The 26,420-nt window shown below is 58.5% G+C and carries 20 protein-coding genes; 5 read left to right on the top strand and 15 right to left on the bottom strand.

Features of this window, described 5'->3' with window-relative positions; translation table 11 throughout:
- Positions 1-91: 91 nt before the first annotated feature.
- The 14 genes from H8K20_RS01780 to ispD form a co-directional block, all read right to left on the bottom strand.
- Positions 92-1,048, bottom strand: a complete 957-nt coding sequence (locus H8K20_RS01780) for a nitrilase-related carbon-nitrogen hydrolase (protein WP_186487304.1) — start codon at positions 1,046-1,048, stop codon at positions 92-94.
- Positions 1,049-1,238: 190 nt separating this feature from the next.
- Positions 1,239-3,359, bottom strand: a complete 2,121-nt coding sequence (locus H8K20_RS01775; RefSeq protein WP_186487303.1) for a glutamine synthetase III family protein — start codon at positions 3,357-3,359, stop codon at positions 1,239-1,241.
- 51 nt (positions 3,360-3,410) lie between these two features.
- A complete protein-coding gene (locus tag H8K20_RS01770; RefSeq protein ID WP_154865899.1) occupies positions 3,411-3,821 on the bottom strand; it encodes a zinc finger Ran-binding domain-containing protein in 411 nt (136 codons plus the stop codon).
- A 55-nt stretch (positions 3,822-3,876) separates the two neighbouring features.
- A complete protein-coding gene (locus H8K20_RS01765; protein ID WP_105203452.1) occupies positions 3,877-4,824 on the bottom strand; it encodes a nucleoside kinase in 948 nt (315 codons plus the stop codon).
- Complete coding sequence (gene hemZ / locus H8K20_RS01760) at positions 4,802-6,277, bottom strand: coproporphyrinogen dehydrogenase HemZ (protein ID WP_186487302.1); 1,476 nt, start codon at positions 6,275-6,277, stop codon at positions 4,802-4,804. Before hemZ ends, H8K20_RS01765 begins: the two co-directional genes overlap by 23 nt.
- An 11-nt stretch (positions 6,278-6,288) precedes the next feature.
- A complete protein-coding gene (locus H8K20_RS01755) occupies positions 6,289-6,912 on the bottom strand; it encodes an MBL fold metallo-hydrolase (RefSeq protein ID WP_105203450.1) in 624 nt (207 codons plus the stop codon).
- An 80-nt stretch (positions 6,913-6,992) separates the two neighbouring features.
- Positions 6,993-7,457: a D-aminoacyl-tRNA deacylase gene (gene dtd / locus H8K20_RS01750; RefSeq protein WP_186487301.1), complete on the bottom strand. Its 465-nt coding sequence runs from the start codon at positions 7,455-7,457 to the stop codon at positions 6,993-6,995.
- Between the two features lie 30 nt (positions 7,458-7,487).
- Positions 7,488-9,674 (bottom strand): RelA/SpoT family protein, encoded by a 2,187-nt coding sequence (locus H8K20_RS01745; protein WP_186487300.1) that lies wholly within the window; start codon positions 9,672-9,674, stop codon positions 7,488-7,490.
- Positions 9,665-11,728, bottom strand: a complete 2,064-nt coding sequence (recJ, locus tag H8K20_RS01740) for a single-stranded-DNA-specific exonuclease RecJ (RefSeq protein ID WP_186487299.1) — start codon at positions 11,726-11,728, stop codon at positions 9,665-9,667. Before recJ ends, H8K20_RS01745 begins: the two co-directional genes overlap by 10 nt.
- A gap of 178 nt (positions 11,729-11,906) precedes the next feature.
- Complete coding sequence (locus H8K20_RS01735) at positions 11,907-13,514, bottom strand: NAD(P)/FAD-dependent oxidoreductase (RefSeq protein WP_186487298.1); 1,608 nt, start codon at positions 13,512-13,514, stop codon at positions 11,907-11,909.
- Between the two features lie 187 nt (positions 13,515-13,701).
- Positions 13,702-14,973 carry a CdaR family protein gene (locus tag H8K20_RS01730; RefSeq protein WP_186487297.1) on the bottom strand — a complete coding sequence of 424 codons (1,272 nt, stop codon included), beginning with the start codon at positions 14,971-14,973 and terminating at the stop codon, positions 13,702-13,704.
- Positions 14,970-15,839 (bottom strand): diadenylate cyclase CdaA, encoded by an 870-nt coding sequence (gene cdaA, locus H8K20_RS01725; RefSeq protein WP_243562437.1) that lies wholly within the window; start codon positions 15,837-15,839, stop codon positions 14,970-14,972. The genes H8K20_RS01730 and cdaA overlap by 4 nt, the downstream gene beginning before the upstream one ends.
- A complete protein-coding gene (gene ispF / locus H8K20_RS01720; protein ID WP_186487296.1) occupies positions 15,824-16,339 on the bottom strand; it encodes a 2-C-methyl-D-erythritol 2,4-cyclodiphosphate synthase in 516 nt (171 codons plus the stop codon). The genes cdaA and ispF overlap by 16 nt, the downstream gene beginning before the upstream one ends.
- Before the next feature lie 73 nt (positions 16,340-16,412).
- A complete protein-coding gene (gene ispD, locus H8K20_RS01715; protein WP_186487295.1) occupies positions 16,413-17,111 on the bottom strand; it encodes a 2-C-methyl-D-erythritol 4-phosphate cytidylyltransferase in 699 nt (232 codons plus the stop codon).
- Positions 17,112-17,406: 295 nt separating this feature from the next.
- Here ispD and H8K20_RS01710 point away from each other — a divergent pair, with 295 nt between their 5' ends.
- The 5 genes from H8K20_RS01710 (at position 17,407) to H8K20_RS01685 (ending at position 25,228) form a co-directional block, all read left to right on the top strand.
- Entirely contained in the window at positions 17,407-18,729 is a 1,323-nt protein-coding gene (locus H8K20_RS01710) for an amidohydrolase (RefSeq protein ID WP_105203442.1), read from the top strand.
- A 487-nt stretch (positions 18,730-19,216) separates the two neighbouring features.
- Positions 19,217-19,981, top strand: coding sequence for a hypothetical protein (locus H8K20_RS01700; RefSeq protein WP_186487294.1), 765 nt, complete (start codon positions 19,217-19,219; stop codon positions 19,979-19,981).
- Between the two features lie 1,113 nt (positions 19,982-21,094).
- A complete protein-coding gene (locus tag H8K20_RS01695; RefSeq protein WP_105203438.1) occupies positions 21,095-21,625 on the top strand; it encodes a sigma-70 family RNA polymerase sigma factor in 531 nt (176 codons plus the stop codon).
- A 273-nt stretch (positions 21,626-21,898) separates the two neighbouring features.
- Positions 21,899-24,028: a glycoside hydrolase domain-containing protein gene (locus tag H8K20_RS01690; protein ID WP_186487293.1), complete on the top strand. Its 2,130-nt coding sequence runs from the start codon at positions 21,899-21,901 to the stop codon at positions 24,026-24,028.
- A 99-nt stretch (positions 24,029-24,127) separates the two neighbouring features.
- Positions 24,128-25,228 (top strand): hypothetical protein, encoded by a 1,101-nt coding sequence (locus H8K20_RS01685; protein WP_129589365.1) that lies wholly within the window; start codon positions 24,128-24,130, stop codon positions 25,226-25,228.
- Positions 25,229-25,586: 358 nt separating this feature from the next.
- Here the strand turns inward: H8K20_RS01685 and H8K20_RS01680 are convergent, their stop codons facing one another.
- The gene (locus tag H8K20_RS01680) at positions 25,587-25,724 is read right to left on the bottom strand and encodes a hypothetical protein (RefSeq protein WP_164998081.1); all 138 of its coding nucleotides are present in this window, start codon (positions 25,722-25,724) and stop codon (positions 25,587-25,589) included.
- Positions 25,725-26,420: the final 696 nt, after the last annotated feature.

Here is a 26,420-nt window from a genome sequence, read left to right as displayed (position 1 = left end):
AAATCAGGCCCCCGTCCCACACATTCTTCCCTCTAGTGTATGTGCCTGGGGGGCGGCAATAGACCTGTGGGGCCCGGCTGGCAGAAGGCGCTTACCGCCCCTGCCGCCGGGCCAGCTCGCCGTAGAGCTGCTGGTAGCGCTCGGGGCGAAAATCGGGCGTGCCGGTATAGGGGTTTTGGCTGTAGATGGTGCGGTTTGCCAGCGACAGATCGACGGTGGTGAGCACCAGCTCGGCCTCACAGTGCCGGGGGCTGCCGGCGTAGAGGTGCACCCGCCGGCCAAAGCCGGGACCGATGACGAGGCTGCCGCCCAGAAAGGTGGCCGGCTGGGGGATACCGGGGCCGGCTGGCAGGCGCCAGCGATAGCCGGGATCGATGACATCCTCGGACACCAGGTTGGCGCTGACCAGAAAGATATCGTTTTGGTGCACGGCGGCATAGAGGGTGTCGCGGTAGAAGCTGCGGCTCTCGCGGCGGTGATTTTCGGGCATGGCGGTGGGATTCAGGTACAGGCGGGCGCCGCTGGCGGCGTAGTAGCGCAGCAGCTCGGGGAAGGAGTAGCTGTCGTAGCAGATGCCCACCCCGACCGGGCCCCAGGGGGTGGAAAAGAGCAGCGGCTGCTCCCCTTTTTGACACCAGAGGCTCTCGTCGCCGGCAGGGTGCATTTTGCGGTATATCCCCAGCGGCCCGTCGGGCCCGCAGACGGCGGCGGCATTATACACCGCGCCGGTGGCGGGGTCGCGCTCGGGCAGGCCGAACACCACATACACGCCCAGCTGGCGGCAGCAGTCGGCCACGGCGGCGATGCTGGGGCCGCCGGCAGTCTCGGCCAGCCGGTGGTGCATCTTCTCGCCCAGCGGGGTGTCGGGCTGGTCTTCGTAGCCGGTGAGCGCCAGCTCGGGGAAGGTGATGATGTCGGCGCCGCGCCGGGCGGCGGCGACGGTGTAGTCGAGGATGCGGCGCAGGTTTTGCGCCTTGTCGCCCCAGACGGCGCGCAGGTTGACGGCGGCCAGGTTGACGATATCGCGCTGTACGGCAGTGTTTTCCACGGGGTACCTCCTTTTTTACGGGCCGACTGGCGGCGTGTTTGCAAAAAGGCGCTCCGGCCCGGGAGAGGGTCAAAGCGCCTTTGCTGTGCTCGCGTGTTGTGTGTTGTGTGTTGTGTGTTGCGTTGTGTGTTGTATGGGTAAACTATACGGCGTTTGCCGACGGCTGTCAAGGGGGAGCGGGGCGGCGGGGCTAACCCTGCTCGTCGAAGAGGATCTCGTCGTAGGTGGGGATGGGCCAGAAGCGGGCGTCGACTTTCTCCTCCAGGCAGTCGGCGGTGTGGCGCAGCTGGCGCATAGCCGGCAGCAGCGCGTCGCGGCAGTAGGTGGCGGTGGCCGGATCGCAGTAGTCGCCGATACCGGCGGTGACGGCGGCCAGCGCATCGGTCTGGGCGATGAGCGAGCGCACCAGCGCCGCGATCTCGTCGACGTGTACCCGCAGGTAATCTACGTCCAGGCCGGCGGACTGGGTGTCGGCCAGCTGGCGGGACTGCTGGGCCAGATAGGCCCTGACCGCGGGCAGGATCTGGCGGCGGCACATGGTGAGCATGGTCTTGGCCTCGATCGCCGCCTTTTTGCTGTAGGTCTCGAGGATGATCTCGTAGCGGGCCATGAGCTCCTCTTTGGAGTGCACCGAGAATTTGGCGAACATGTCGATGACGGCGGAGGACTTGAGCACCTCGGCGGCGCTGACGGTATCCGGCACTACCGGCAGACCGCGGCGGCGGGCCTCGGACTCCCAATCGCCGGCGTAGCCGTTGCCGTTAAAGATGATGCGGCCGTGATCCTGATAGATCTCGCGGATGATGGCGTTTACCTCCAGGTCGAAATCCCTGCAGGCGCGCAGACGGTCGTAGATCTCGGAGAGCACGTCGGCGGTGATGGTATTGAGCACCGTGTTGACCCAGGAGATGGACATGGAGGAACCCAGCATGCGGAACTCGAACTTGTTGCCGGTAAAGGCAAACGGCGAGGTGCGGTTGCGGTCGGAGGAGTCGACGTGCAGCTTGGGCAGGGTGCCGACCCCCATATCCATCACCTTGCGCTGGTAGCCCTCGGGCTTTTGATCGCCGCTGGCGATGGTCTCGAGAATGCGCTGGATATCGCTTCCTAAAAACATGGAGATGATGGCCGGCGGGGCCTCGTACCCGCCCAGGCGGCAGTCGTTGGTGTAGCTGGCGGTGGCCAGCCGCAGCAGGCCGCTGTACTCGTCGACAGCTTTGATGACCGCCGAGAGCATGAGCAGAAACTGCATGTTCTCGTAGGGGGTGTTGCCGGGCTCGAACAGGTTTTGGCCGTCGTCGGTGCTCAGCGACCAGTTGTTGTGCTTGCCGGAGCCGTTTATGTAGTCGAAGGGCTTTTCGTGCAGCAGGCAGCACAGATCGTGGCGGGCGGCCACCTTGTGCAGCGTCTCCATGATGATCTGGTTCTGGTCGGCGGCGATGTTGACGGCGGAGAATACCGGCGCCAGCTCGTGCTGGGAGGGGGCCGCCTCGTTGTGCTTGGTCTTGGCGGTGACCCCCACCTTCCACAGCTCGTAGTCGAGCTCTTTCATAAAGGAAGAGATCTTCTCGTTTAAGTTGCCGTAGTAGTGGTCCTCCAGCTCCTGGCACTTGGGCGGCCGGGCGCCAAACAGGGTGCGGCCGGTGAACTTTAAGTCGAGCCGCTTTTTGAGGTGGCTGCGGTCGATGAGGAAGTACTCCTGCTCGGCCCCCACCGAGGGGCTGACCCGGCGGGTATCGAGGTGGCCAAACAGCGTCAGCACTTTACGGGCCTGCTCGTCGACGGCCACCAGCGAGCGCAGCAGCGGGGTCTTTTCGTCCAGCGCCTCGCCAGTGTAGGAGCAGAAAGCGGTGGGGATGCACAGGGTGACCCCAGACTTATCCTCCTTTAAAAAGACCGGCGAGGTACAGTCCCACATGGTGTAGCCGCGGGCCTCGAAGGTGGCGCGCAGGCCGCCGGAGGGAAAGCTGGAGGCGTCGGACTCGCCCTTGATGAGCATTTTGCCCGAGAAGGCGGTGATGACGCCGCCCCCCTCGGTGGGGGAGATGAACGACTCGTGCTTTTCGGCGGTGAAGCCGTTAAGGGGCTGGAACCAGTGGGTGTAGTGGGTGGCCCCTTTGGCGATGGCCCACTCCTTCATGCCTTCAGCCACCACATCGGCCAGCGACGAGTGCAGCTGGCCGCCCTGCTCGATGACCTCTTTGAGCTGGCGGTAACTCTCGAAGGGGATGTAGCGCTGCATGGTCTCGTCGTCAAAGACATTCTCGCCGAAAAAGTCGATGGGGTAGGCGCTGGGCTGATCATTTCTCATAGATACTCTCCTTGCCGCTTGGGTCTCGGGTAAAGATGACGGGCGGGGCGCTCAGGCCGACGGGCCGCCAGCGCTCTGGGGCTGGGCGGGGTCGTCGGGCTCGCTGATGAGCTGGTAGCCGCAGCTGATGCAGTAGCTGGCGTCGGGCTCGTTTAAAAAGCCGCATTTGGGGCAGTTGACCTTGACGTTTATCTCGTTGAGCTCGCTGCGGGCGCGGCGCATTGCCGCCAGTGTCTCGTCGATCTCGCGGTAGCACTGCTCCAGCAGCTTTTCGTTTTGGGTGCCGGCACGGTGCATGCCGTACACCAGCGAGCCCAGCTTGCGCTGCTGGCCCTTGAGCGTGTAGGTGAGTTTTTCGAGTTGGTACTTGATCTTGCCCTTTTGCACCAGTTCGTCGGCCTTGTTGCCGGCTACCTCGCCGACCTGTTTGGTCTTGTCGACCAGTTCATCCCAAAATCCCATGAGCGTGACCTCCTTTTTCTGCCGTGCTGCCCAGCCGCCAGTGGCCGGGCGGCGCCTATACTTGTGTTTTTGCGGCGGGGCCGATAAATTCGCGGACCATCGCCGCAGGGGCGATGAGCGCGGCGCCGATGGGGGTGAAAGCCCGCAGTTTTTGCAGGATGCCCCGCACCTTGGCCGCCTGGGCGCTCTGCTGGTCCATCGTCTGCAGGATCGCTTGCAGGTAGGACTGGTAGAGCCCCGGCTCGTAGCCGAAAGCGGTGTTTACATAGTAGTCGCAGGTGGAGCGAAACGGCTTGATGTACAGAAACTCCCCCTCACAGACGTAGGGCCAGAAGTCGACGGTGGTGGCGCCGTCGGTGCCGCGGCTCCAGCTGTCGCGGACGATGCGGCGCACGAAGCGCAGGTCGTTGGTGCTCAGCGTCACATCTCCCAGCATATAGCGGTCCTGCGCGGTGGCGTACAGGGTGCTGTAGCGGCCCTGTACCAGCTCGGTGAGCAGCGGGTTGAGGGCGTGGATGCCCTCGACGATGAGCACCTCGCTGCGGTCGAGATCCACCTCGCGCCAGTCGTCCAACCGGCCGCCTTTTTGAAAATCGAACACCGGGAACAGCGCGCGGCCGGTCTCGGTCACCTCTTTTAAGCAGCGGTTGACCACCGGCAGGTCGAGGGCGTGTACCGTCTCAACGTCTACGGTGCCGTCGTCGCGCACCGGACACTGGGAGCGGGGAAGGTAGAAATCATCGAGACTGATGACCTCGGAGCCGACGCCGATCTTTTGCAGCCGCGCGGCCAGCTGGTGGGCGGTGGTCGTTTTGCCCGAGGCCGAGGGGCCGGCGAGCATAACGATGTGCTTTTCTGCGCGCTGGGCCTTTACGCGGGCGGCCACACCGTCGAGCGCGGCGGTGTAGCGGCTGTCGCACTGGGACACCAGCGCCGCCGGGTCCTGGCGGGCCAGGCGGTCGATGTCGTCGGCCAGGATGTTATACTTGGAAAAGGTCTCCATAAAATACCTCCAGGCTGTGTTTTCTGCTGCAGATCTCGCTGAAGTTCTTGGTGTATTCCAGCGGGTACTTGAAGTTGAAGCTGCGCTGGATGAGGTTTTTGCGGGGGTCGACCATCTTGGTCACCGAGCCGGCGCCGCAGCCGATGGTGGTGTGCAGCTCCTCCATCATGTAGATGTTGTAGAGCCCCTCGGTGCCGGGCTTGGCATAGCCGACGTTCTCGAGGTTGGAGAGCGTATTTTTTTGCCGGTACATGTAGTAGGGGCGGTAGCCGCTCTCCCCCACCAGCCGCTCGACGGTGTAGGTGAGCATGGCCTCGACCGGCAGGTCCTGGGCGCTGTAGCGGACCATCTGCGAGTACTTTAAGTCGGCCGAGCGCTTGACCGAGAGCGTGTGTACGGTGATGTTTTCGGGGTCCAGGTCGAGCACTCGGTCGAGGGTGGCACAAAAGCCCTGATAGCTGTCGCCGGGCAGGCCGGCGATGAGATCCATATTGATGTTGTCAAAACCCGCCTGCCGGGCCAAATGAAAGCTCTCGATGGTCTGGGCAGCCGAGTGCCGGCGGCCGATGTTTTGCAGCACCTGGTCGCTGAGGGTCTGGGGGTTTATGTTGACCCGGGTGACCGGCCAGCGGCGCATGACCTGCAGCTTTTCGAGGTCGATGGTGTCGGGGCGGCCGGCCTCGACGGTGCACTCCTCAAGCGGGTGGTGGATACGGGCGAAGATAGCCGCCAGCAGGCGGTCCATCTGCTGGGCCGACAAGGTGGTGGGGGTGCCGCCGCCGATATACACCGTTTTGAGGTGCAGGCCCAGCTTGTCGATGAGATCGAAGGTGAGGTTGATCTCCTGCAGCAGCAGTTGCAGATAGGGCTCTACCAGTTTATGGCTCTTCTCGATGGAGTGGGACACAAAAGAGCAGTAGAGACAGCGGCTGGGGCAAAAGGGGATGGAGACATAGAGGCTCACATCGCGCAGGTCTACCGGGGACAGCACCTGTTTTTGCACTATGGCCGTCTGGTAGGCCAGGTCGAACTTTTCGGGGGAGACCCTGTAGTCGCCGCAGAAGAGCTGGCGCAGGGCGGGCTCGTCGCAGCCGGCAGCCATGTGCTGCTGCAGATTTTTGACCGGCCGCACCCCGGTGAGGATGCCCCACTTGGGCACCACCCCGGTGAGGTCGGAGTAGGCGGTGTAGAGCATTTGGCCAAAGGCGGTCTCGCACCGCTGCTTGTAGCGCTCGCCGCTGTTTGGCACCCGGCGGTGGTAGCGCAAAATACCGCTCTCTGTTTTGACCAGCAATAGCAGGTAGCTGTTTTGCCGGCCGGCGCGCAGGTAGGTGAGCACATCCCAATCGGGCTGTTTTTCATACACCGTCTCGAGTTTTTGACCGGGGTGAAAGGCGGCGGTGACGTTTTGTATCTCGTACTGGAGCTTGTGGCCCAGGATCAGTATCTTCATAGATGCACCCACTACAGCGCGCCGCCCAGATAGGGGTTCGCCTCTTTTTCGCGGTCGAGGTTGGTCACGTCGCCGTGGCCGGGATAGACCGCATAGTTGTCGCAAAAGCTGGCGATGCGCACCAGCGAGTTGTGCAGCTCGAGCTCGTCGCCGCCGGGCAGGTCGGTGCGGCCCACCCCGTCGCAAAACAGGGTATCGCCGGTGAACATCGCCTGGCCGCAGAGGATGGTGATGCCGCCCTCGGTGTGGCCGGGGGTGTGCAGGATGCGCAGCTGCAGGTCCCCTGCCTCGAGGGTCTGCTCATCTTTTAGCAGCAGGTCGGCCGGCTGCTGGGGCGCGGTGTAGACGCCAAAGCGGGCCCCCTCTTTATCTACCTGGGGCAGGCGGTAGGCGTCGTCTTGGTGGATGGCCACCGGGGCCCCGGTAGCCCGGCGCACCTCTTCCAGGGCGCCCACATGGTCGAAGTGGCCGTGGGTGAGCAGAATGTAGTGCAGGGTGACCCCCTGCTCCTGGATGGCGTTTAAGATAAAAGTGGCGTTGGCGCCGGGGTCGATGAGCACCCCCTGTTTTTGGTCGTCGAATACCAGGTAACAGTTGGTCCCCATAACGCCCAAAGGCATCATACCGATCTCCATAGCTGCTTTTTGCCCCGCGCGCCGGCGGCGGGGCTCTCCTCTCTGAATTTGACTGTGTGCGGCCGGGGCGCTGCGTGCCCTCAAGCGCCGCGGATGATATCTTTTGAGTCGAGCACAATGGTCACCGGGCCGTCGTTGACCAGCTCTATCTGCATGTCGGAGCCGAACTTTCCGCTCACTGTGGGAGACACCCCCAGCTGGGTAAAGCCCTGCACCAGATCTAAAAAACACTGGCGGGCAAAGTCGGGGGCGGCGCTGCGGCCAAACGAGGGGCGGCGGCCCTTGGCGCAGTCGGCGGCCAGGGTAAAGTTGGGCACTGCCAGTACCCCCAGGCCCCTATCTAGGAGCGACAGGTTGAGCTTGCCGGCATCATCTTCAAAGATGCGCAGGTTGGCGATCTTTTGGCAGAAGGCGGGCACATAGTCGGCCCGATCCCCCTCCTCGACGCCAAACAGCACCACCAGGCCGCCATTTGACAGGTCGTAGTGCTCGCTGTGGTCGATATCGATCGATGCGCGGGTGACCCGCTGCAAAACTGCTCTCATACAGGTGTTTTCCCTCCTATATACCGGGCGCTACTGCTTGGCGCGCTCCACGCTCTCGACCCCCTGGATCTTTTTCAGGCGGGCGGTGATGCTGTTCAGGTGTTCCAGATTGGTGATGCCCACGGTGATCACCACCACCGCGTAGCCGTTGCCCAGGCTGCGGGCGTTGATGGCGTAGATGGGCACCCGCATGGCCGACAGCGCCACCGAGATATCGGCGAACAGGCCCTGCCGGTCGAGACCCACCACCTCGAGGGTGGATTTGAACGAATCCTGGTTGGAGGCGCTCCAGCGGACGTTGACCCAGCGCTGGCTGTTCTCCTCCAGGTTTTGGGCGGCCAGCACGTTGGGACAGTCACTCTTGTGGACCGAGACGCCGAAGCCGCGGGTGATGAAGCCGACGATGTTGTCGCCGGGCAGAGGGTTACAGCACTTGGCGAACTTGATCAGACAGTTGTCGATCCCCTCGACCTCGACACCGCCCGAGGAGGAGCGCCGCGGTCTGGCGATGGGCACATCCTGCTTTTGCATGACCGGCTCGGCCGGCTTGACCATTTTGTTGTAGGCCTCTTTGATGCGGGGCATGAGCCGGGTGAGACTGATGCCGCCGTAGCCCAGGGCGGCATAGAAGTCGTCCAGGCTGGAGAGCTGGTACTTTTTGTAGGTGCCGGCCAGCAGCTCCTCGAGCATTTTGTCGTCGGCACTTATCTGGTTGCGCTTGAATTCGCGCTCCACCTCGATCTTGCCCTCGAGGATGTTCTCCTCCCGCTGGGTCTTTTTGAACCAGTTGCGGATCTTGTTGCGGGCCTCGCTGGTGCGCACGATCTTGAGCCAGTCGCGGCTGGGACCGCGACCGGGGGATTTGGAGGTGATGATCTCGATGATCTCGCCGTTTTGGATCTGGTAGTCCAGCGAGACGATGCGGCCGTCCACCTTGGCCCCGACCATGGCGTTGCCCACCCCGGAGTGGATGGCGTAGGCGAAGTCGATGACCGTGGAGCCTTTGGGCAGGCTCTTGACATCTCCTTTCGGGGTGAAGGCGTAGACCTCCTCGATGGCCAGGTCGCTCTTGATGCTGCGGATGAGGTCGCGGGCATCCTCGGACTCTTTTTGCGCCTCGAGCAGCTGGCGGATCCAGGCCAGGCGCTCGTCCATCTTGTCGCTGCCGCCGCCGCGGATGCCGGCCTTGTACTTCCAGTGGGCGGCGATGCCGTACTCGGCGGTGTGGTGCATCTCGTAGGTGCGTATCTGGATCTCGAACGGCATGCGCTCTTTGGAGATGACGGTGGTGTGCAGCGACTGGTACATGTTGGGCTTGGGGGTGGAGATATAGTCTTTAAAGCGGTTGGGGATGGGCCTGAACAGGTCGTGCATGAGGCCCAGGATGTTATAGCACTCGTTGACGGTGTTGCAGAGGATGCGCACCGCCACGATGTCGTAGATCTCGTCGAAATTTTTGCCGGCGATGAACACCTTGCGGTAGATGCCGTAGACCGACTTCATGCGGCCGGATATCTCGATGACATCGGTGTAGTCGGCCAGGCGCTCGCGGATGCGGCCGGTGATGGTCTGCAAAAAGCCCTCCTGGTCCATCTTGTTCTCGGCCAGGTATTTCTGGATCTGCTGGTAGCCAAAGGGATCGAGGTACTTTAAGGCGGTGTCCTCCAGCTCCTCTTTGACGGTGGTGATGCCCAGCCGGTGGGCGATGGGGGCATAGACCTCCATGGTCTCGAGCGAGGTGTCGCGCTGTTTTTGCGGGGGCTTGGCATCGAGGGTGCGCATATTGTGCAGCCGGTCGCACAGCTTGATGAGGATGACCCGGATATCCTGACTCATGGCCAGGAGCATTTTGCGCACGTTCTCGGCCTGCTCGTCCTCACGGGTGGTGAACTGGATCTTGCCCAGCTTGGTGACCCCGTCGACCAGCAGCGCCACGTCTTCGCCAAAGGTCTTTTTCACCGCCTCCAGCGGAGTGTCGGTATCCTCGATGACGTCGTGCAGCAGGGCGGCCACGATACAGTCGGTATCCATGCCCAGCTCGACGAGCAGCGCCGCCACGTGCAGCGGGTGGGTGATATACGGTTCGCCCGACAGCCGCATCTGCCCGGCATGGGCGTTATCGGCCAGGTGATAGGCCTTTTCGATGAGGGGCAGGTCGTAGCTCTTCTCGCTCTCCTGCAGCGTCTTTTCGAGGTCTTCAAAACGCATTATATCCATAACTGTGCAGTCCTTTTTTCACAAAAAGATCGATATACCGCCGAGCGGCCCAGGTCGGCGCGCACGCCGCGGTCTACCCGCAGGCAGCGCGCGGCGCCGCTGGCCGCCGGCTTTAAGATGCCCAGATCGCAGAGCACCGACAGCGCCAGCATCATCTTGCTGTAGGAGATGCCCTTGTGGCAGATCTTGGCGTAAAAAACGATGGGGTCGCCCACCTGGCCGCCGTAGTACAGCACCGCCTTATAGACCAGGCCGATATCCTGCCGAGTGGCGCCGGTGAGGGCCATCTCCTCGTCGGAGAGCGGCTCGCACAGCTGCATTTTTTGATAGATGCCGATGTGGCGGTAGATATCGGGCGGCAGCGGGCGGGGGTGGATGTCTTTTACCTTGATGGAGACGCTCTCCTCCCCCAGGTACTGGTAGCTGTCGAGGGTGACGGCGATGTCTACCACGTCGCCCACCTTGTAGCCGAAGTCTTTGGTGGACATGCGAAAGTAGACTGCAAACAGAGTTTGGCCGTCTTTTTTGAGCTTGAGACGCAGGTGCTTGTCGTGACTGATGGGAAAGATGCCCTCGATAGAACAGCCGGCGAGCACGAAATTGGGTTTGGGGTTTTGATGGCCGTAGGGGCCCAGCCGCTCCAGCGCATAGACGTTTTCCAGCGTCACCTCGGCCGGGGCCAGCTCGGTGTCGATCTGCAGCTTGGGCAGCGGCATATAGGGGTGCTCTTTTTGCGCGTACTCGTTGATGGCGCGGCGGAAGGCGGGGATATTTTGGCTCTTCATGGTGAGGCCGGCGGCCAGCTTGTGGCCGCCAAAGCGCTCGAGATGTTCGCCGGCGTACTGCAGCGCCTGGTAGAGCGAGAAGTCGCCGAAGCTGCGGCCGGAACCCTTGGCCTGCTCGCCGTCTTTGACCAGCAGGATGCAGGGCTTGGCGTAGCGGTCGACGATGCGGGAGGAGACGATGCCCACGATCCCTTTGTGCCAGCCCTCGCCGTCGAGTACGATGACCCGCTGGGAGAAATACTCGGGGTGCTCTTTTTCGAGGCGGGCGACGTCGGCGATGATCTGGGCCTCTACCTCTTGCCGGCGGGTGTTTTGACCGCAGAGCTGCTCGACGTAGCCGGCGGCCTCCTCCTCATCGAGACAGGTGAGCAGCTTGACGGCCACCTCGGCGCTGCCCATGCGGCCGGCGGCATTGATCCGCGGGACGATGGTGAACGCCAGCGTTTGGGCCGAGATCTCGCCGGGTTCTTTGAGGCACTGGGCGATGAGCGCCAGCAGGCCGGGGTTGTCGCAGTAGGGCAGCTGGGCCAGGCCCTGCTTGACGATGATGCGGTTTTCGCCCCAGAGGGGCATGACGTCGGCCACGGTGCCGATGGCCACCAGCGGGGCCAGCTCGTCGAGCATGTCGCGGGGGTCTGCATCCTCCAGTGCGCAGACCAGCTTAAAGGCCACCCCCACCCCGGCCATGGTCTTGTAGGTGCTGGGGCAGTCGCGGCGATAGGGGTCGATGACCGCGGCGGCCGCCGGCAGCTCTTGACCGGGCTGATGGTGGTCGGTGACCACCACGTCGATCCCCAGCGAGGCGGCGTAGTCGACTTCCTGCAGGCAGGCGATACCGTTATCTACCGTGATGATGAGCTGCACCCCTTTTTGCTGCAGCTGGTCGATGGCCCCGCAGGACAGACCGTAGCCGTCGTCCTCACGGGTGGGGATGTAGTAGCAGACATCGGCGCCCAGCATCTCGAGGTAGGAGTAGAGCAGCACGGTGGAGGTGACGCCGTCGGCATCGTAATCGCCGAACACGGCGATGCGCTCGCCGCGGTCGAGAGCCTGTTGGATGCGGGCGACGGCTTCTTTCATACCGGCCAGGGTCCAGGGGCTCTCGATCGGGCCGGTGTCGGCCATGTACGCCTCGACCTTGTCGGCATCGTCTACACCGCGGGCGCACAGCACCCGGCAGACCAGCGGCGGCAGGCCGGTAGACGCGGCCAGATCGCTGCTGGCGGTATTTGGTTTTTTGGATGGGTACTCCCACTTTAGTATACGCACATTCTCACACTCTCTCGGGTATCGGCGGCAAAGCTGCCGGCGCTGTATGCGCCGCGGCGGTCTGCCGGCCACACCCGCAGGCGGGCAGCGGGTCTGCCCTGTTTTTGGCCAAAAAGATATCTACTGATTATAGCATTTTTTGCGCCGGTATTCAACTTGTAACGGCGATTGCGTGCGGTCACCGGCGGGGCGGGCGGCCCTGCTGCATGATCTGCTGGGCCACGCGGATGCCGTCGACAGCGGCGCTCATGATGCCGCCGGCATAGCCGGCCCCTTCGCCGCAGGGATAGAGACCGGGACAGGACAGCGACTGGCAATCTTCGCCCCGGAGCAGCCGCACCGGGGAGGAGGTGCGGCTCTCGACCCCGGTGAGCACCGCGTCGGGGGCGTCGAACCCGGGCAGGCGGCGACCAAAGCGGGTGAGGCCCTGACGCAGCATCTGCAAAATATCCGGGGAAAACAGCTGCCCGAAATCGGCCGGCGTGGTGCCCAGACAGTAGCTGGGGGCCACCCGGCCCAGCTGCGCGCCGGGCTCGCCCTGCAAAAAGCGGCCCACCGTTTGGATGGGGGCGCGGTAGTTGCCGCCCCCCAGCTGGTAGGCCCGGCGCTCGAGCTGCTGCTGAAAGCGGATGCCGCCGTCTACCCCGGGGCCAAAATCGCGGCTGTCTACCGACACCACCACCGCGCTGTTGGCGTTTTGGCGGTCGCGGGCAAACTCGCTCATGCCGTTTACCACCACCATCTCTGTCTGGGAGGCGGCGGGCACCACCAGGCCGCCGGGGCACATGCAGAAGGTGTACACCCCCCGGTCGCCCTGACGCCAGGAGAGCTGGTACTCGCCCACCGGCAGATCGCGGTGGCGGTGTCCACCGGCGGCCAGCGGCCCGTAGAGGCCGCGGTCGATATCCGCCTGCAGGTGCTCGACGCGCAGGCCCACCGAAAAGGCTTTGGGCGCCGCCTTTACCCCCTGCTCGAAGATGGTAAAAAAGGTGTCGCGGGCGCTGTGGCCGACCGCCAGCACCAGCTGCTGGCAGCTGAATTTTTGGCCGCCGGCGACGGCACCGCAGATGCGGCCGGCGCTGTCGGTACAGAGCTTTTCGAGCTGGCAGTAGAAGTGCACCTGCCCGCCCAGGGCCACGATCTCGCGGCGGATGGCGGCCACCACATCGCGCAGCAGGTCGGTGCCGATGTGGGGTTTGGCCCGGTGCAGGATCTGCTCGGGTGCGCCAAAGCGCACCAGCTGGCGCAGCACGTAGTGGCAGCGGCTGTCGGAGATGCGGGTGGTGAGCTTGCCGTCGGAAAAGGTGCCGGCCCCCCCTTCACCGAACTGCACGTTGGTATTTGCATCGAGCCGGCCGGTGCGCCAGAACTGCTCGACCGTGCGGCAGCGGTCCTCGACCGGACCGCCCCGCTCGAGCACGATGGGGCGGTAGCCCTGCCGGGCCAGCGCCAGCGCGCAAAACAGGCCGGCCGGACCCAGCCCCACCACCACCGGCGGATCGCCGAGCGGCGGGCCGGCGGGGGCGAACACGGGGTCTTCCTCGGTATAAAAGCGGGCGGCGGGGCAGCGGGCGGCGGCCGCCTGCTCCTGCGCGGGGGTGTGCAGCTGCACCTTGACCGAGCAGACCAGCTGCATGGCGTTTTGGCGCCGGGCATCCAGTGAGACCTTGGCCAAGTGGGCGGCCTGGACCTGTTCGGGGCGCACGGCCAGCGCGTGCAGCGCCCGGGTGATCGCCTCGCTCTTGTCGCGGCCGACGGGCAGCTTGATACCTGATATCAGTAACAAATCGGGACTCCTTTTTACTCAAAAACTGCCCCGCCGGGACTCGCCCGGCAGGACAGCACTGCTTTTGGGGGTGGTGTACGGCGCGCGACGCGCTGTGGGCGCTGTGGGCTCTGTAAACCCGGTGAGCTGGTAGGCGCAGATACGCCTGAAAAAGCCTGGTCTTCACCGCGCAGCAGCTTTTTACCCGCTACTTTTTGGCGCTGATCCCCACCACTGCCTCGTAGCTGCCGGCGGCCCACACGGTGCTGCCGTCGGTGGCGTAGAGCTTGACCGGGACGTTATACTGCCCCTCTTTCATGTCGATGGTGGAGGCGTCGATCTCGGCGACCACGTTGGTCTCTTGCAGGGCGGCGATATCGGCGGCCAGGCCCGCCATCTGCACCCCGTAGATGCGCTTGGTGGTGACGGTGACGTTCCAGTTGGAGGGCGGGTTGATGACGCTGAAATTGCTGACGGTGATCGACTTGCCCGCATAGGCGCCGCCGAAGGTGACCGACACGGTATCGAAGCTGTCGAGATTGACAAAGCCGTTGGGCAGCTCGATCTGGAAGGTGTAGCCCTCGCCGTATTTGAAGTCGAGCAGGTTGATATAGCCCACATTGATGGCCTCGAGCTTGCTGATGGTCTCTTCGGGGCCGGCCACATCGATCTCTTTGGCCGACAGCTCGTAGGTGAGCTTGTCGGTCTGGATGCTGGCCGGGGCGTTTAAGAACTTGACCTTGAGCGGCAGAGTGGCCTTTTTGAGCACCGGGATGGTCATCTCGACATCGGAGACGTCGAAGGTCATGGCATCGGTCTTTTCCACCTCGTTGCCGTCGGCATCGTACAGGGTGAGCTCGGCGGGGACCTTATAGGTGCGGGAGAGGACGGTGTCGCTGGTGACGGTGGCCACGCAGCGCTCGATCTTATCGACTGTCCCCTCGGGGCCCTTGACGGTGATCTCGACCGGGTCGGTGGTGGGCTTGCCCAGCACGTAGCCGTCTTTGGCGGTGAGGCCGACGGCTTTGGCCTCGACGGTGAGCTTTTTGCTGACCACCCGGGCAAAGGTGAACTCCATCTTCTCGGGCGAGACGCCCAGGATCTCGAAGTCGTCCATCACGTTTTGTTTGGACCAGCGCAGCTGCAGGGTATAGGTGCCGGGGCCGGTGACATCGGTGAGGACCGGCGAGACGACGATATCGGACGGTTTCAGGGCGCCGACCACTTCGCGGCTGCCCTTGACCCGCACGGTGACCGTTTCAGTCTGGCCGCCGACGGCCTCGAGCCCCAGGCCGGCCAGCGTCTCGTTGTTGGGGGAGATGGTGATGGGCACGCCCCGGATGCGGGCATTGTCGACGGTGGGTGAAAAGATCATGGCCACGCCGAACCAGAGCAGGATGGCCACCAGCACCGACACCAGCTTGAGGGTGAGACCGTTTTCGATCATCTTCTGGAAATCCAGTTTTTTCGTTTTTTTCATTTCGACCCCCTCTTCCAAAACGGCCGCTTTTTCTGCTGGGTGTCGTCAGGTCTTTGGGGCAACAGCTCGTTGGAGAGCAGCTTTTGCAGGTAGTCGCGCTCGATGCCGCGGTGCAGGTGGCCGTTTTGCGCCACCGAGATGAGGCCGGTCTCCTCGGACACTACCACCACCATAGCGTCGGAATTTTCGGACACGCCCAGAGCGGCCCGGTGGCGGGTACCCAGCTCTTTAGAGATCTCGAAATTGTCGCTCAGCGGCAAAAAACAGCCGGCGGCGTGGATGAGCCCGTCGCGCATGATGATGGCGCCGTCGTGCAGCGGGGTGTTGACGAAAAACAGGTTGCCGAACAGCTCGACGCTGGGCACCGCATCGAGCGTGGTGCCGGTGGCGGCGATCTCGCCCAGCTTGGTGGTGCACTCCACTACGATGAGCGCGCCGGTCTTTTTGTTGGAGAGCATGTCGGCGGCGTCGCACACCGTCATGATCATGCGGCGTATCTTGCGCTGCTGCTCCTCGTCGGGGGCCGACTGGCGAAACAGCTGCAGGTTGCCGATCTTGGTGCGGCCCACCTTTTCCAGCGCGCGGCGCAGCTCGGGCTGAAAGATGACTACCATGGCGATAACGCCGAACTGCAGCACTGCGTTGAGCAGGAACTTTAAAGTGGACAGGCCGAACTGAGCGGCCAGCACATAGGCCACCACAAAGATGGCCACGCCTTTGATGAGCTGGGCGGCGCGGGTCTCGCGCACCAGCACGAAAGCGATGTAGATGATGTAGGAGACGATGGCCACATCGAGCACGTCGACAAAAGTGATGGTTTTGATGACGCTGACGATGGAGTCGAAAAACATTAGGATCTGCTGCACGGTGTGACCTCCCCTCTCTGGCCGGGCGACCGCTCATTTAGCAGGCAGACGCTGTGGGCGGACATCCCCTCCCCGCGGCCGGTAAAGCCCAGGCGCTCCTCGGTGGTGGCCTTGACGCCGACCCGGTCGACGGCGATGCCCAGACACCGGGCGATATTTTGGCGCATGGCCGGTATGTAAGGGGCCACCTTGGGCGCTTGGGCAATGAGCGTACAGTCGATATTCTGCACCTCGTAGCCTGCCTCGGTCAGCAGTTTAGCCACCTGGCGCAGCAGCGCCAGGCTGCTGGCCCCGCGGTAGCGGTCGTCGGTGTCGGGAAAGTGGGTGCCGATGTCGCCCAGGGCGGCGGCGCCCAGCAGGCTGTCCATCACGGCGTGGGTGAGCACGTCGGCGTCGGAATGGCCGGCGAGCCCCTGCTCGTATTCTATCTGCACACCGCCCAAAATGAGCGCCCGTTCGGGCGCCAAGGCGTGTACGTCGTATCCGTGTCCTATGCGCATAGCCGCTCCTCTCTGCAAAGGGCTGCCGGCGGTGCCACGCCAGCAGTATATCGTGAGCGCCGCCAAGAGGCCGCTAGTCGAGAAAGCTCTCGGCCAGGGCAATGTCTTCGGGCGTGGTGATCTTGATGTTCTGGTAGTCGCCGCGGGAGAGATAGACCTTTTGGCCAGCGTGCTCCAGCAGCTGGCAGTCGTCGGTGAAGTCGAGACCCTGACCGGCGGCGCCGGCGAGCGCCTGGCGGTAGGGACCGGCGGCGAAGATCTGCGGGGTCTGGCAGCTGTAGAGGGTGGACCGGTCGGGGGTGGCGGCGATAAAGCCGCTGTCATCGGACACCTTGATGGTGTCTTTGACCGGCACGGCGGCAGCAGCTGCCCCGTGGGTGACGGCGTCGGCCAGCACCTCGGTGATACAGTCGGGCCGCACCAGCGGGCGGGCGCCGTCGTGTACGGCGATGTACTGGCAGCTCTCTGGCAGGCAGGCGACGCCGGCGGCCACCGACTGCTGGCGGCTCTTCCCCCCGGCGACGATGTGGCGCAGCTTGTCGACCCCCAGGTCGGCGGCGATGGCCTGTACTGGGGAAAACAGGTCCTGCCGGGTGACCACCACGATGCCGGTTATATCGCGGCACTGCTGGAAGGCCAGCATGCTGCGGCCGATACAGGGCAGGCCGCCGATGTCGCACAGCTGCTTGTCGATGCCCTGCATACGGCTGGCGCTGCCGGCCGCCACCAGGATGGCCCAGGTCTCGTATTTCGCTCTGCGCGCTCTGAACATATCTACCCCTCCGATACGCGTACCAAATCAAGTTTAGTATACTATAAACAGGCCGCATTTAAAACCCCTGCCGGCCCCCGCCGCCAGAAAAATTTGGCCGGCGGCAGCGCTGGGCGATGTATGGCAAATAGCCAGAAATCGCAGGGAAAGTTTATGAAAATGGCCGCTTGTGCCGTGGGGCGGCGCCGGGGTATAGTGATAGAAAGTGCCGTGCGCCGGGACCTGACCGGCGCATAGCAGACACCGGGCCGGCCGGCGACAGCGCCGCGCGGGCCGCAGAAAAGAGGAGACCGCTATGGACAGAGAGGCACTGAAACAGCGCGTTTACGCGCAGATCGATAAGAATCGGGAGAAGATCATCGCCATCGGCAAGGAGATCTTTAACCACCCCGAGCTGGGCTTTAAAGAGTTTAAGACCAGCGCGCTGGTGCAGAAGACCTTTGATGAGTTGGGTCTTGCCTACCAGAAAGATATTGCCATTACCGGCGTGAAGGCGCGGGCCAAAGGCCGTGCCGACGGCCCTACCGTGGCGGTGATGGGCGAGCTGGACGCGGTGGTGAGCCCCATGCACCCCTGCTGCGACAAGCAGACCGGCGCCGCCCACGCCTGCGGCCACAACGCCCAGATCGCCACCATGCTGGGCGCGGCGATGGGGCTGTGCCAGTCGGGGGCCATGGAAGAGCTGGACGGCGACGCGGTATTTATGGCGGTGCCGGCCGAGGAGTTCGTGGAGCTGGAGTACCGTGAGAAGCTGATCCAGGACGGCCAGGTGGAGTTTTTGTCGGGCAAGCAGGAATTCATCAAGCTGGGGGCCTACGACGACGTGGACATGGCCATGATGGTCCACTCCTTCCCCGGGGCACCGGGCAAACTGGCGGCGGTGGGCTCGGCCACCTCGGGTTTTGTGGGCAAGCTGGTGAAGTACCGCGGCAAAGAGGCCCACGCCGGCGCCGCGCCCCACGACGGCATCAACGCCCTCAACGCGGCCATGCTGGGGCTGATGGGCATCAATGCCCAGCGCGAGACCTTTAAAGATGAGGATGGCATTCGCGTGCACCCCATTATCACCAAAGGCGGCGATCTGGTAAATATCGTGCCGGCCGACGTGCGCATCGAGACCTATGTGCGGGGGCGCAACATCGCCGGTATCGTGGACGCCAGCGCCAAGGTGAACAATGCCCTGAAAGGCGGAGCCATGGCCGTGGGCGCCCAGGTGGAGATCGTGGAGCTGCCCGGCTACCTGCCCATGGAGAACGACCCGGTGATGGACGGTTACTTTATGAAAAATGCGGCCGGTCTCATCGGTGAAAAGAGCGTGATCGACGCCTCGAAGATGCCGGCAGGCGGCGGCTCGACCGACGCGGGCGATCTGAGCCTGCTTATCCCCACCATCCAGCCGGTGTGCTCGGGCTTTTGCGGCACCGCCCACGCCTACGACTTTATGGTGGACGACGAGGAGATGGCCTACATCGCCCCGGCCAAGATGATGGCGGCCACCGTGATCGACCTGCTGGCCGACGGGGCCGAAGGTGCCAAACAGGTAAAAGCGGCTTACGCGCCCACCTACACCAAGGAGAGCTACCTGGCGTTTTGGCGCGACTTTGTGAGGGCTGAGTGAGCCAGGGGTAGCTTCTGGGGCGCAGTACGGAGTAGTCCGCACCGCGACTCAAAATAAATCTCCTCTGGTGGGCAGGACCCCGGCTTAACGAGATTTTTTGCCGGTGGCCCAGGTCGGCGTACCGCGCCGTATCGTCATTGAAAAAGAGCACCGGCACAGCTTTCGCTGTGCCGGTGCTCTTTTTTACTGCTTTTTTTGCGCTGCCTGGGCAGAGCGCCACACCCGCTGCGGCAAAATGGGTGCTAAGACAGGCAGGTCAGCTGCTCCTCGCTCCAGTTTTGCAGCATACCGCACATCTTTTGGGCGTACTGGCGGCACTGCCCGAGGTCGTGCCCGCGGTAGTTGCCGCACTCGATGCGGCTGGCGCCGGAGATGGGGTTCTGATAGTCGGCGATAAAGGTGAAAGCCTCTCATAGCAAGCTGATGAACTCTGCCCTGCTAACGGTACCGCGGACGACAGGTAAAAGCTGGGGTGGCGGTCCCGAATATGAACACCGCCAGCGAGAGCATCCCCTTCAGCTGCTCCCTCGACGAGACCATCATCATCTACAAGGCGGTAGTGGACAACCCCCAAGGGACGGCAGTCACCGTAGGCCAGATGATGCTGGATGACTTCTTCTGCTCCAAGAACCACTTGGGCGACACCCCGATCTCCCCGATCAATCTGATACCCCTCGCCCCCAAAAAACCAGTGGAGGAACGGGGCAAGACGGGCAAGGATTACCACTACACCCGCACCCCAGACAGCGAAAGTGGTCGGAACGACACTGATGTGTCCATCGTGTTCTTCCCCGGCGGCTACAGCAAGTTCCACATCATGAACAACAAAAACACCACCGAAGTGCACTACCCGACCCCAGGCAATACCATCCAGACTTTCATCAAAGATCTGCCTGGGGAGCAGCTGGAGCTGCAGGCCCACAACCCCAACACCGGGGAGATATCTGCCCTGAAAGACGGCGCGATGAAGATCGATAAGACCGCACCTGCTTTTACCGCCGCGGCGGATGGCCAGTTGACCCTGACAGACAATTTCTCCGGCATATGGAAGTTGGGGGGCTACGACGCGGCCGCCAAGAGCTATATTACCGGCCAAATTGGGAAATATCGGGCGGTGGATGCGGCGGGGAACACCTCTGCCACACAGGCAGTTACGGTCAACGACCCGCTCGCTGTCACCCCCACAGACCCTACTTTCCCCCTGCCGACACCCGAGCAGAACGCGACAACAACGACCTCGCCCACGCAGTGATCACAGATACCATGCAGGAGTATCTCGACAGCTTGGCCCACCTTACGGCGGCCGCTTCACGGCGGAGGACGCCAAAGACCTATTTGACATCTCCGCTACGGCTTCTCCTCCAATGCGGCCTAGGACGATAGGCTGATCTACCCTTACAGTAGCTCTCAAAACAGCAAAGATGTCATCGCCCAGGGGGGCAGTATTTTGGCCGATGGACCATCGCCATGACTGTCGAGGAGAAAGGAGTCGGCTCTGCCGGGTTTGACACCACTGTGCCCGGCAGCGATGTCATCAGCCAGACGGTGACGGACAGTCAGGGCAACACTATCTTGTCTGTGACCTGATCGGCAGCGATGTGCCGCCTGCGATCGCTTACAACCCCGACGGCGGAACAGTAGAGTCGGAAAACAAACTGGAAAGCCCCGAAATCGTGGAGGGCTGGCTTAATTATATAAAGAGAGAAAAGGAGCACTATATCAATCTAGCGCTCCTCAATAGCTTATCATCGTTTAGGGGCTGAGCTTCACAAAAAGGCTTCTGTGCGATACCCTCTTAATCATTGCTTAGCACCAGAAGAGGACAGTCTTGCTATATATCTCGAGACCATCTTCCTCGGTATCTGTTCGTCGTACTCGCCAATTTTATATGCCACATCCCGCCATGTTCTACCGTCTATAAAGCGGTATCGCAGTACCTGCCGCAATCTGCTATCTGATATATTGCCTATTTGTCGGAGCATGTCCTCTACCTCTTTGGTACGTGTATCAAGCTCGGTAGTCAAATGGGTCTCTAAAGATGCCAGATGAGTCAGTTCAATACCTTCATGACCCCGTCTCAGCGCCGCTAGCCTAGCTTGCAATTCATGTACTTCTCGCATCTCATCTCTTAATTGGCCCAACTTCTTAAGAATTGGCTCTACTTCTCGTTGTTGTCCCATCAATGTCCCCCTCTTATGTCTCAATATCTTATAGTTTCATTATATTACATTTGTTTTTATTTTGCAACCAAATTTTACTTTTATAAAACATTTTACGTTTAATACGTTTTTATTTTGCTACCATAAAATTGTAGAAACGCCATTCATATATTACTCAATTTTTGCATTGGTATAGGGGTGAAACGATGGGTAAGTACACGGACGTTTTAACAACTAAAATTTTAGAGGCACAGAGCAGAAACAAAACATCTATATTGGAAATTGTAAAGGACTTCACACCACTTATATGTAAATACGCATATAGATTGGAAGGTGAAGATACTCGAAGTGAACTGACTCTTTTTTTAATTGAACTGGTATTAAAAATGCCAGTTGATAATTTTAACGGGCCAAATCCAAATGCCCAAGCCACAAAATACATACACACGGCTATTGTGAACAAGGCCTATTCCCTTTATCGGAAACAGCAGCCCATCTGCTACGATCTAGACAGCCTAGTCGATTTGCCAAACCAAGAATGTCCAACAGCAAATTCAGAGCTAAAACAGTCTATTAAAGAGCTCTCTCCCAAACAGCAGACTGTCTTATACGCCAGATATTGGTATGGTTACTCCATTCAAGATATCGCACAAATGACTGGTACATCCAGGCAAAGTGTAAATCAGGTACATGCCCGTGCAATACAGCGTCTGAAAAAAATGGATCTTGCTTGTTAGGTAAATGGTCGGACTGATCTTAGTCATCCCGACCCTTATAACTTGCGGAAGAATGCGGGTAATTAGGCACCCAGTCTGTCTTCTTACTGGTGATCCCACCGTATCATAGTTTGCGTCTAATATATCAATATGACTCCTGCTTTTTATATTTTAGGCGGTTTACAAATTGGCGTAAAACAGCTTTCTATCTATGTAGTTCTTTTTCAGGAGAGAGGAGGTGAACATGCTCGTCACCTCGATCAAGAGCGAAACGAAATATAAAGGAGAAATCATATGGACGTAATGGTGTTACAGACACAGCGGTGGCTTAACAGGACCTATGGCAGCGTTCCTACTTTCGGATCAGTCGAAGAGACTGGCTCCACCGGGTGGGACACTATTTATGGGTTGATCCGAGCCCTTCAACACGAGGAAGGCATCACCGATCTTGTCGACAACTTCGGTGAAACCACCATGGCTCTCTGCCCCACCCTGAAACTGGGCAGCACCGGTCGAGTTGTCACTATCCTGCAGGGTGGTCTTTGGTGTAAAGGCTATGGCACTGGTGCCGCTGACCTGACTGCCAACTTTGCCGGTGGCACTGAAGACGCCGTCAAACAACTCCAGGCCGATGCAGGACTGCCCCAGACCGGTATCGTGACCCCGATGCTTATGAAAGCGATCCTCAGCATGGACGCTTTTACAAATACATGGTCGGGCGGCTCTGACCGTATTTGCGAGATGCAGAGAGCACTCAATGCTTCTATCTCGAGCTACGCCGGCATCATCTTCCCCTGCGACGGTCTCTATTCCCGCTCTCTCAACGAGGCGATCATCTACGCCATCCAGAAAGATATCGGTATGGATGCCGGTACTGCCAACGGTGCTTTCGGTCCCACCACCACCTCGATGTGGAAATCGGCCTATCCCAACGGCGTGAGCGCCGGGAGCAGCGCCACCGCCATGGTCAAGATCATCCAGTACGCGCTGTACTGCAATGGTGCCTCCTATGATACCGGCACCTTTGACGGCGTTTACGACAGCACTGTGACTACTCGTGTTTCGCAGTTCCAGTCTTTCTCTGGTCTGCCAGCTACCGGCACTGTAGATATCTCCACCATGCTCTCGATGCTCGTCAGCTATGGCGATCAGGACCGTGCTGTTACCGGTTTAGACTGTGCCAACACTCTGACTGACTCCTATCTGGCTGCTTTGGATAGCTACGGCTACAAGATCTGCGGCCGCTACATTGTCGGTGGTGACTGGAAACGGCTCAAGGTAGACGAGTTTGCCCGCATTTTAGCCAAAGGCATGAGCGTTTTCCCCATCTATCAGACCAATGGTATGGAGGAGAGCTACTTTTCATACAATCAAGGTTGGGAAGATGGCAAAGAAGCTGTAATGAATGCACGTGCTTTCGGCTTTCCCAATAACACCGTCATCTACTTTGCCGTAGATTTCGATGCCATGGATTACCAGGTGACTAACAGTGTCATCCCGTACTTCCAAGGTATATATGAGCGACTTCAAAAGATGAGTTGCTATCCTTATCGTATTGGCATCTACGGTCCTCGAAATGTTTGTTCCAGAGTCAGTGATGCTGGTTATGCCGAACTGAGCTTTGTTTCCGATATGTCCAGCGGTTTCAGCGGCAACCTCGGCTATCCCCTCCCTGTCAACTGGGCTTTCGACCAGATCGATACAGTCTCCTATCCGGTCCAGGCACCCGATTTTGTAGAAATCGATAAAGATGTCGTTTCGGGCAGAGACAGCGGTGCATCTGTTGCTTTCCCAATTCCTGATACCGATTATACCGGTGGGGAATCTCTCATCAAAGTCAACATTGGCAATGATGAAATTCCCGTTTACGCAAATATGGATACCAACTATCCTTTCGTAAAAAATCAAATTGGTTCCATCAAAAAAGGGCAATTCTACATCGCTCGGGCAAGCAAGGATGGTGCCAGCTGGGCTCCTAGTTATCGCAAAGTAATCTATAAAAAAGGCGATGGAGCACTAGCTACAGGGCTTATAATCGTTTCCAATACGATTATGGGGGGTAGTTTTATACAAACTGGCGTAGTAGACTTCCATTCGGTCATTTTCAACGGCTCGGATTTAGAGGTCCTCAACCCTGATGAAGATCATATCTCTGGGCTTCCCGGTTATATCGCTCACACCGTTCATAAACCCGTCGCCGCAATGAACTCTTCTGGTACATTTATTAAGACTATTCCTGCAGGAGCAAAAATCGCTGCGGACGTATCCGAAACCGGATACTCTCATCCAGAGTATCTGATTTGCAATTATGTTAACTATGGGGAAGGCAATGGATGGGAGCCCATCACCAGTTCCGACTCCTACTTCTTTGTAGATGTCGATCTGTATTCAGCAACATCAGGGGCAGATAGAGCAATCTGGTAATTATACAAAAAAGAAAACAGGACGGTTTTCCGTCCTGTTTTCTTTTTTGTATAGAAAGAGTTTCTTAATTGTTGTATGATAAAAACAGGAGGTTTTAATATGAACAAATTAGGACATATAGTATTGATATGTTTGTTTTCTTTTACTCTTCTAATAAGCTGTGGACACACAAGATCAGGAGATAAAGTCACACCTCCTTCTTCACCTTCATCCACCTCATCTCAAAAGATCCTCACCAAATTATCTGATATCCAGTATTCTAACGCCAAATATACGAACAGGAGAGTCTATTCAAAAGACGGTTACTTATATGTTTGCTCTCTGAACAACATATACCAAGTAGATCCAGAGGGCACAATTGAAAAAATAGTAAGTATAGATGAATCGACCTTTCTTCGGAGTTTACAGGGTTATGACAATCATCTTTTCTTTAATTCTTCTAATTTGATTCATAACCCTAATCCCACTGCAGAGACTACCCAGAGACATTTTTGGCATTACAACATAAGCACACAGCAATTAGAAAAAATAGATCTCCCCTATATAGTCTCATTTCAGACCGTTAATGACAATCTTTATACAAATCAAATGTTAGAAGATATGAGCAGTATTGATCAGATTTTTTCTTTACCCTCTATGGCAGTAAAAAATGAAAATGAATGGCCTTTCTATGAAAACTATTTATACGGCTCTCGGGTCATCAACTATGATGAAGGCATTGTAGTGAGCGAATATCAAAGTGAAGATAGTGATTATGAAAGCCCGTTAAATATTGGAGTTGGTTTCATTGAAGGCGACGGCCACCGTGATATAACTGTTTCAATCCCCCAAAAATCCACTGTAGAAAACGACTGGTTGGCAACAGATAAAGGAATTTACTTTCACAGAAACGGCATTTTCTTTTTTAATGCCTACAATTCAGATAAACCGATAGAACTCGGCAGACCAGCAAATAGTGATATCTATACAATTAAAAGTTATGATGAGAACTGGTTGTACATCACCTGTGAAAAAAGCAATTGCATTAGAATGAACCTAGAAACTCACGAATTTCAAGAATTGCCATTTTCTATGTCTAATGATGAGTTGTCAGTAATAGACACAGCAGATGGATGGGTATATTGTTTTGATCTCACAAAGCTTACTAGCTACCGCTTCCAGGCTGATGAACCAAATAATGTCGAAGTTTTTCCCAATTAACTCCTATTTCATTTTTTAATAAATGTATATAGAAGCATCTTTCTTATCGGGATAACAAGTACACCAACAACCGCATTTACACAAACAGAACTTCTACCTATATCTGTAGTCTACAGAATAACTATCAAGTTGATCTAGAGGGAAATATCATAAAAACATTGGTGTCGATACCAGCAAAAGACATTACCCGGTTACAAGTTCACACAAATTTATAGAGGTGCAGTCTTCATCTCAAACCGACTACACCTCACTCAATCAGAGTAAACTAGCTGATAGCCTAAAGGCCATCCGCTAATTGATTCTGGAAGTACGAAACTATTCGTCGTTCTAAGGCCTCAGATGAAACAATATGGATTATTTATGTTCCACGTATTGTTTCATCCGTTGCTCCGCTGGCAGGTGTGTCTATGGTAATGGAAGAAATATCGTCCAATGTAGGGGAATCAATTTTCGGAACGTCGACATGTTTTCGCCTCTTGCCGTTTAAGCTGTCCATGCGTACCTAGCCTCCTATATGGATTGCTCAGTCGCATCTAATAATGACAAATGTAAAGTTAAGAAATCCTGAGACAGCTTCATGGCATCACCTGTCTTTTTGTAAGAAGAAGAGTTTGGAGTCTCGCTTTCCACAAAAATACAATAAAGTAAACATCTGAAAATCGCATGTATATGCGAAATTCTTATGTTGGGTCCCATTATAACAGCCCCTCCAGCTACTGTTAAATATGGACCTGCAATTTTACTCCTAGATCTATTAAATAGCTATTTATTCCTTTGGGAGCATTATTTTTAGAATTATATATTGGGGAATGTGGTACAATCATCATTCAGGAAGTGATTCTATGGAATCGAGATCAGACGACTACCAGGCTATATTCTATATTGGATCACTGGACTGCAAATTGCAAAATTCGGTCTATATCGGACATCGATAAGTTCTTAGACAACTTTCGAACACTTTTTGTCTACAACTTGGGCAAGATAGAGAACCTCCCAATCCCAGGAGCGTTCAAGCGGCATGATCGTGTCACTGGAAACTGGAGGTGGGGGCATCGGCTGGAGAGTTCGCCGCCCAGATTAAGAACTTTATAGCCGAAGCAAACGAAAGCGGTAGTAAAAACCACTGACAGCTGCCGCATACCGGTATGCCAATTTTGAGTATGCATCCATTTGCGAACAGGAACGGACGGGG

It is taken from the genome of Neobittarella massiliensis (ex Bilen et al. 2018), from assembly GCF_014269355.1.
GTDB classification, from domain to species: domain Bacteria; phylum Bacillota; class Clostridia; order Oscillospirales; family Ruminococcaceae; genus Neobittarella; species Neobittarella massiliensis.
The sequence above is the reverse complement of the archived record's forward strand: the minus strand, read 5'-3'. Positions and strand labels throughout refer to the sequence as shown.

What these genes read in the sequence shown, in the direction of transcription:
- H8K20_RS01775 (WP_186487303.1), bottom strand. Translation starts at nt 3,359, where the DNA reads ATGAGAAATGATCAGCCCAGCGCCTACCCCATCGACTTTTTCGGCGAG.
- H8K20_RS01770 (WP_154865899.1), bottom strand. Translation starts at nt 3,821, where the DNA reads ATGGGATTTTGGGATGAACTGGTCGACAAGACCAAACAGGTCGGCGAG.
- H8K20_RS01765 (WP_105203452.1), bottom strand. Translation starts at nt 4,824, where the DNA reads ATGGAGACCTTTTCCAAGTATAACATCCTGGCCGACGACATCGACCGC.
- hemZ (WP_186487302.1), bottom strand. Translation starts at nt 6,277, where the DNA reads ATGAAGATACTGATCCTGGGCCACAAGCTCCAGTACGAGATACAAAAC.
- H8K20_RS01755 (WP_105203450.1), bottom strand. Translation starts at nt 6,912, where the DNA reads ATGGAGATCGGTATGATGCCTTTGGGCGTTATGGGGACCAACTGTTAC.
- dtd (WP_186487301.1), bottom strand. Translation starts at nt 7,457, where the DNA reads ATGAGAGCAGTTTTGCAGCGGGTCACCCGCGCATCGATCGATATCGAC.
- H8K20_RS01745 (WP_186487300.1), bottom strand. Translation starts at nt 9,674, where the DNA reads ATGGATATAATGCGTTTTGAAGACCTCGAAAAGACGCTGCAGGAGAGC.
- H8K20_RS01730 (WP_186487297.1), bottom strand. Translation starts at nt 14,973, where the DNA reads ATGAAAAAAACGAAAAAACTGGATTTCCAGAAGATGATCGAAAACGGT.
- ispF (WP_186487296.1), bottom strand. Translation starts at nt 16,339, where the DNA reads ATGCGCATAGGACACGGATACGACGTACACGCCTTGGCGCCCGAACGG.
- ispD (WP_186487295.1), bottom strand. Translation starts at nt 17,111, where the DNA reads ATGTTCAGAGCGCGCAGAGCGAAATACGAGACCTGGGCCATCCTGGTG.
- H8K20_RS01710 (WP_105203442.1), top strand. Translation starts at nt 17,407, where the DNA reads ATGGACAGAGAGGCACTGAAACAGCGCGTTTACGCGCAGATCGATAAG.
- H8K20_RS01700 (WP_186487294.1), top strand. Translation starts at nt 19,217, where the DNA reads ATGAACACCGCCAGCGAGAGCATCCCCTTCAGCTGCTCCCTCGACGAG.
- H8K20_RS01695 (WP_105203438.1), top strand. Translation starts at nt 21,095, where the DNA reads ATGGGTAAGTACACGGACGTTTTAACAACTAAAATTTTAGAGGCACAG.
- H8K20_RS01690 (WP_186487293.1), top strand. Translation starts at nt 21,899, where the DNA reads ATGGACGTAATGGTGTTACAGACACAGCGGTGGCTTAACAGGACCTAT.
- H8K20_RS01685 (WP_129589365.1), top strand. Translation starts at nt 24,128, where the DNA reads ATGAACAAATTAGGACATATAGTATTGATATGTTTGTTTTCTTTTACT.
- H8K20_RS01680 (WP_164998081.1), bottom strand. Translation starts at nt 25,724, where the DNA reads ATGGACAGCTTAAACGGCAAGAGGCGAAAACATGTCGACGTTCCGAAA.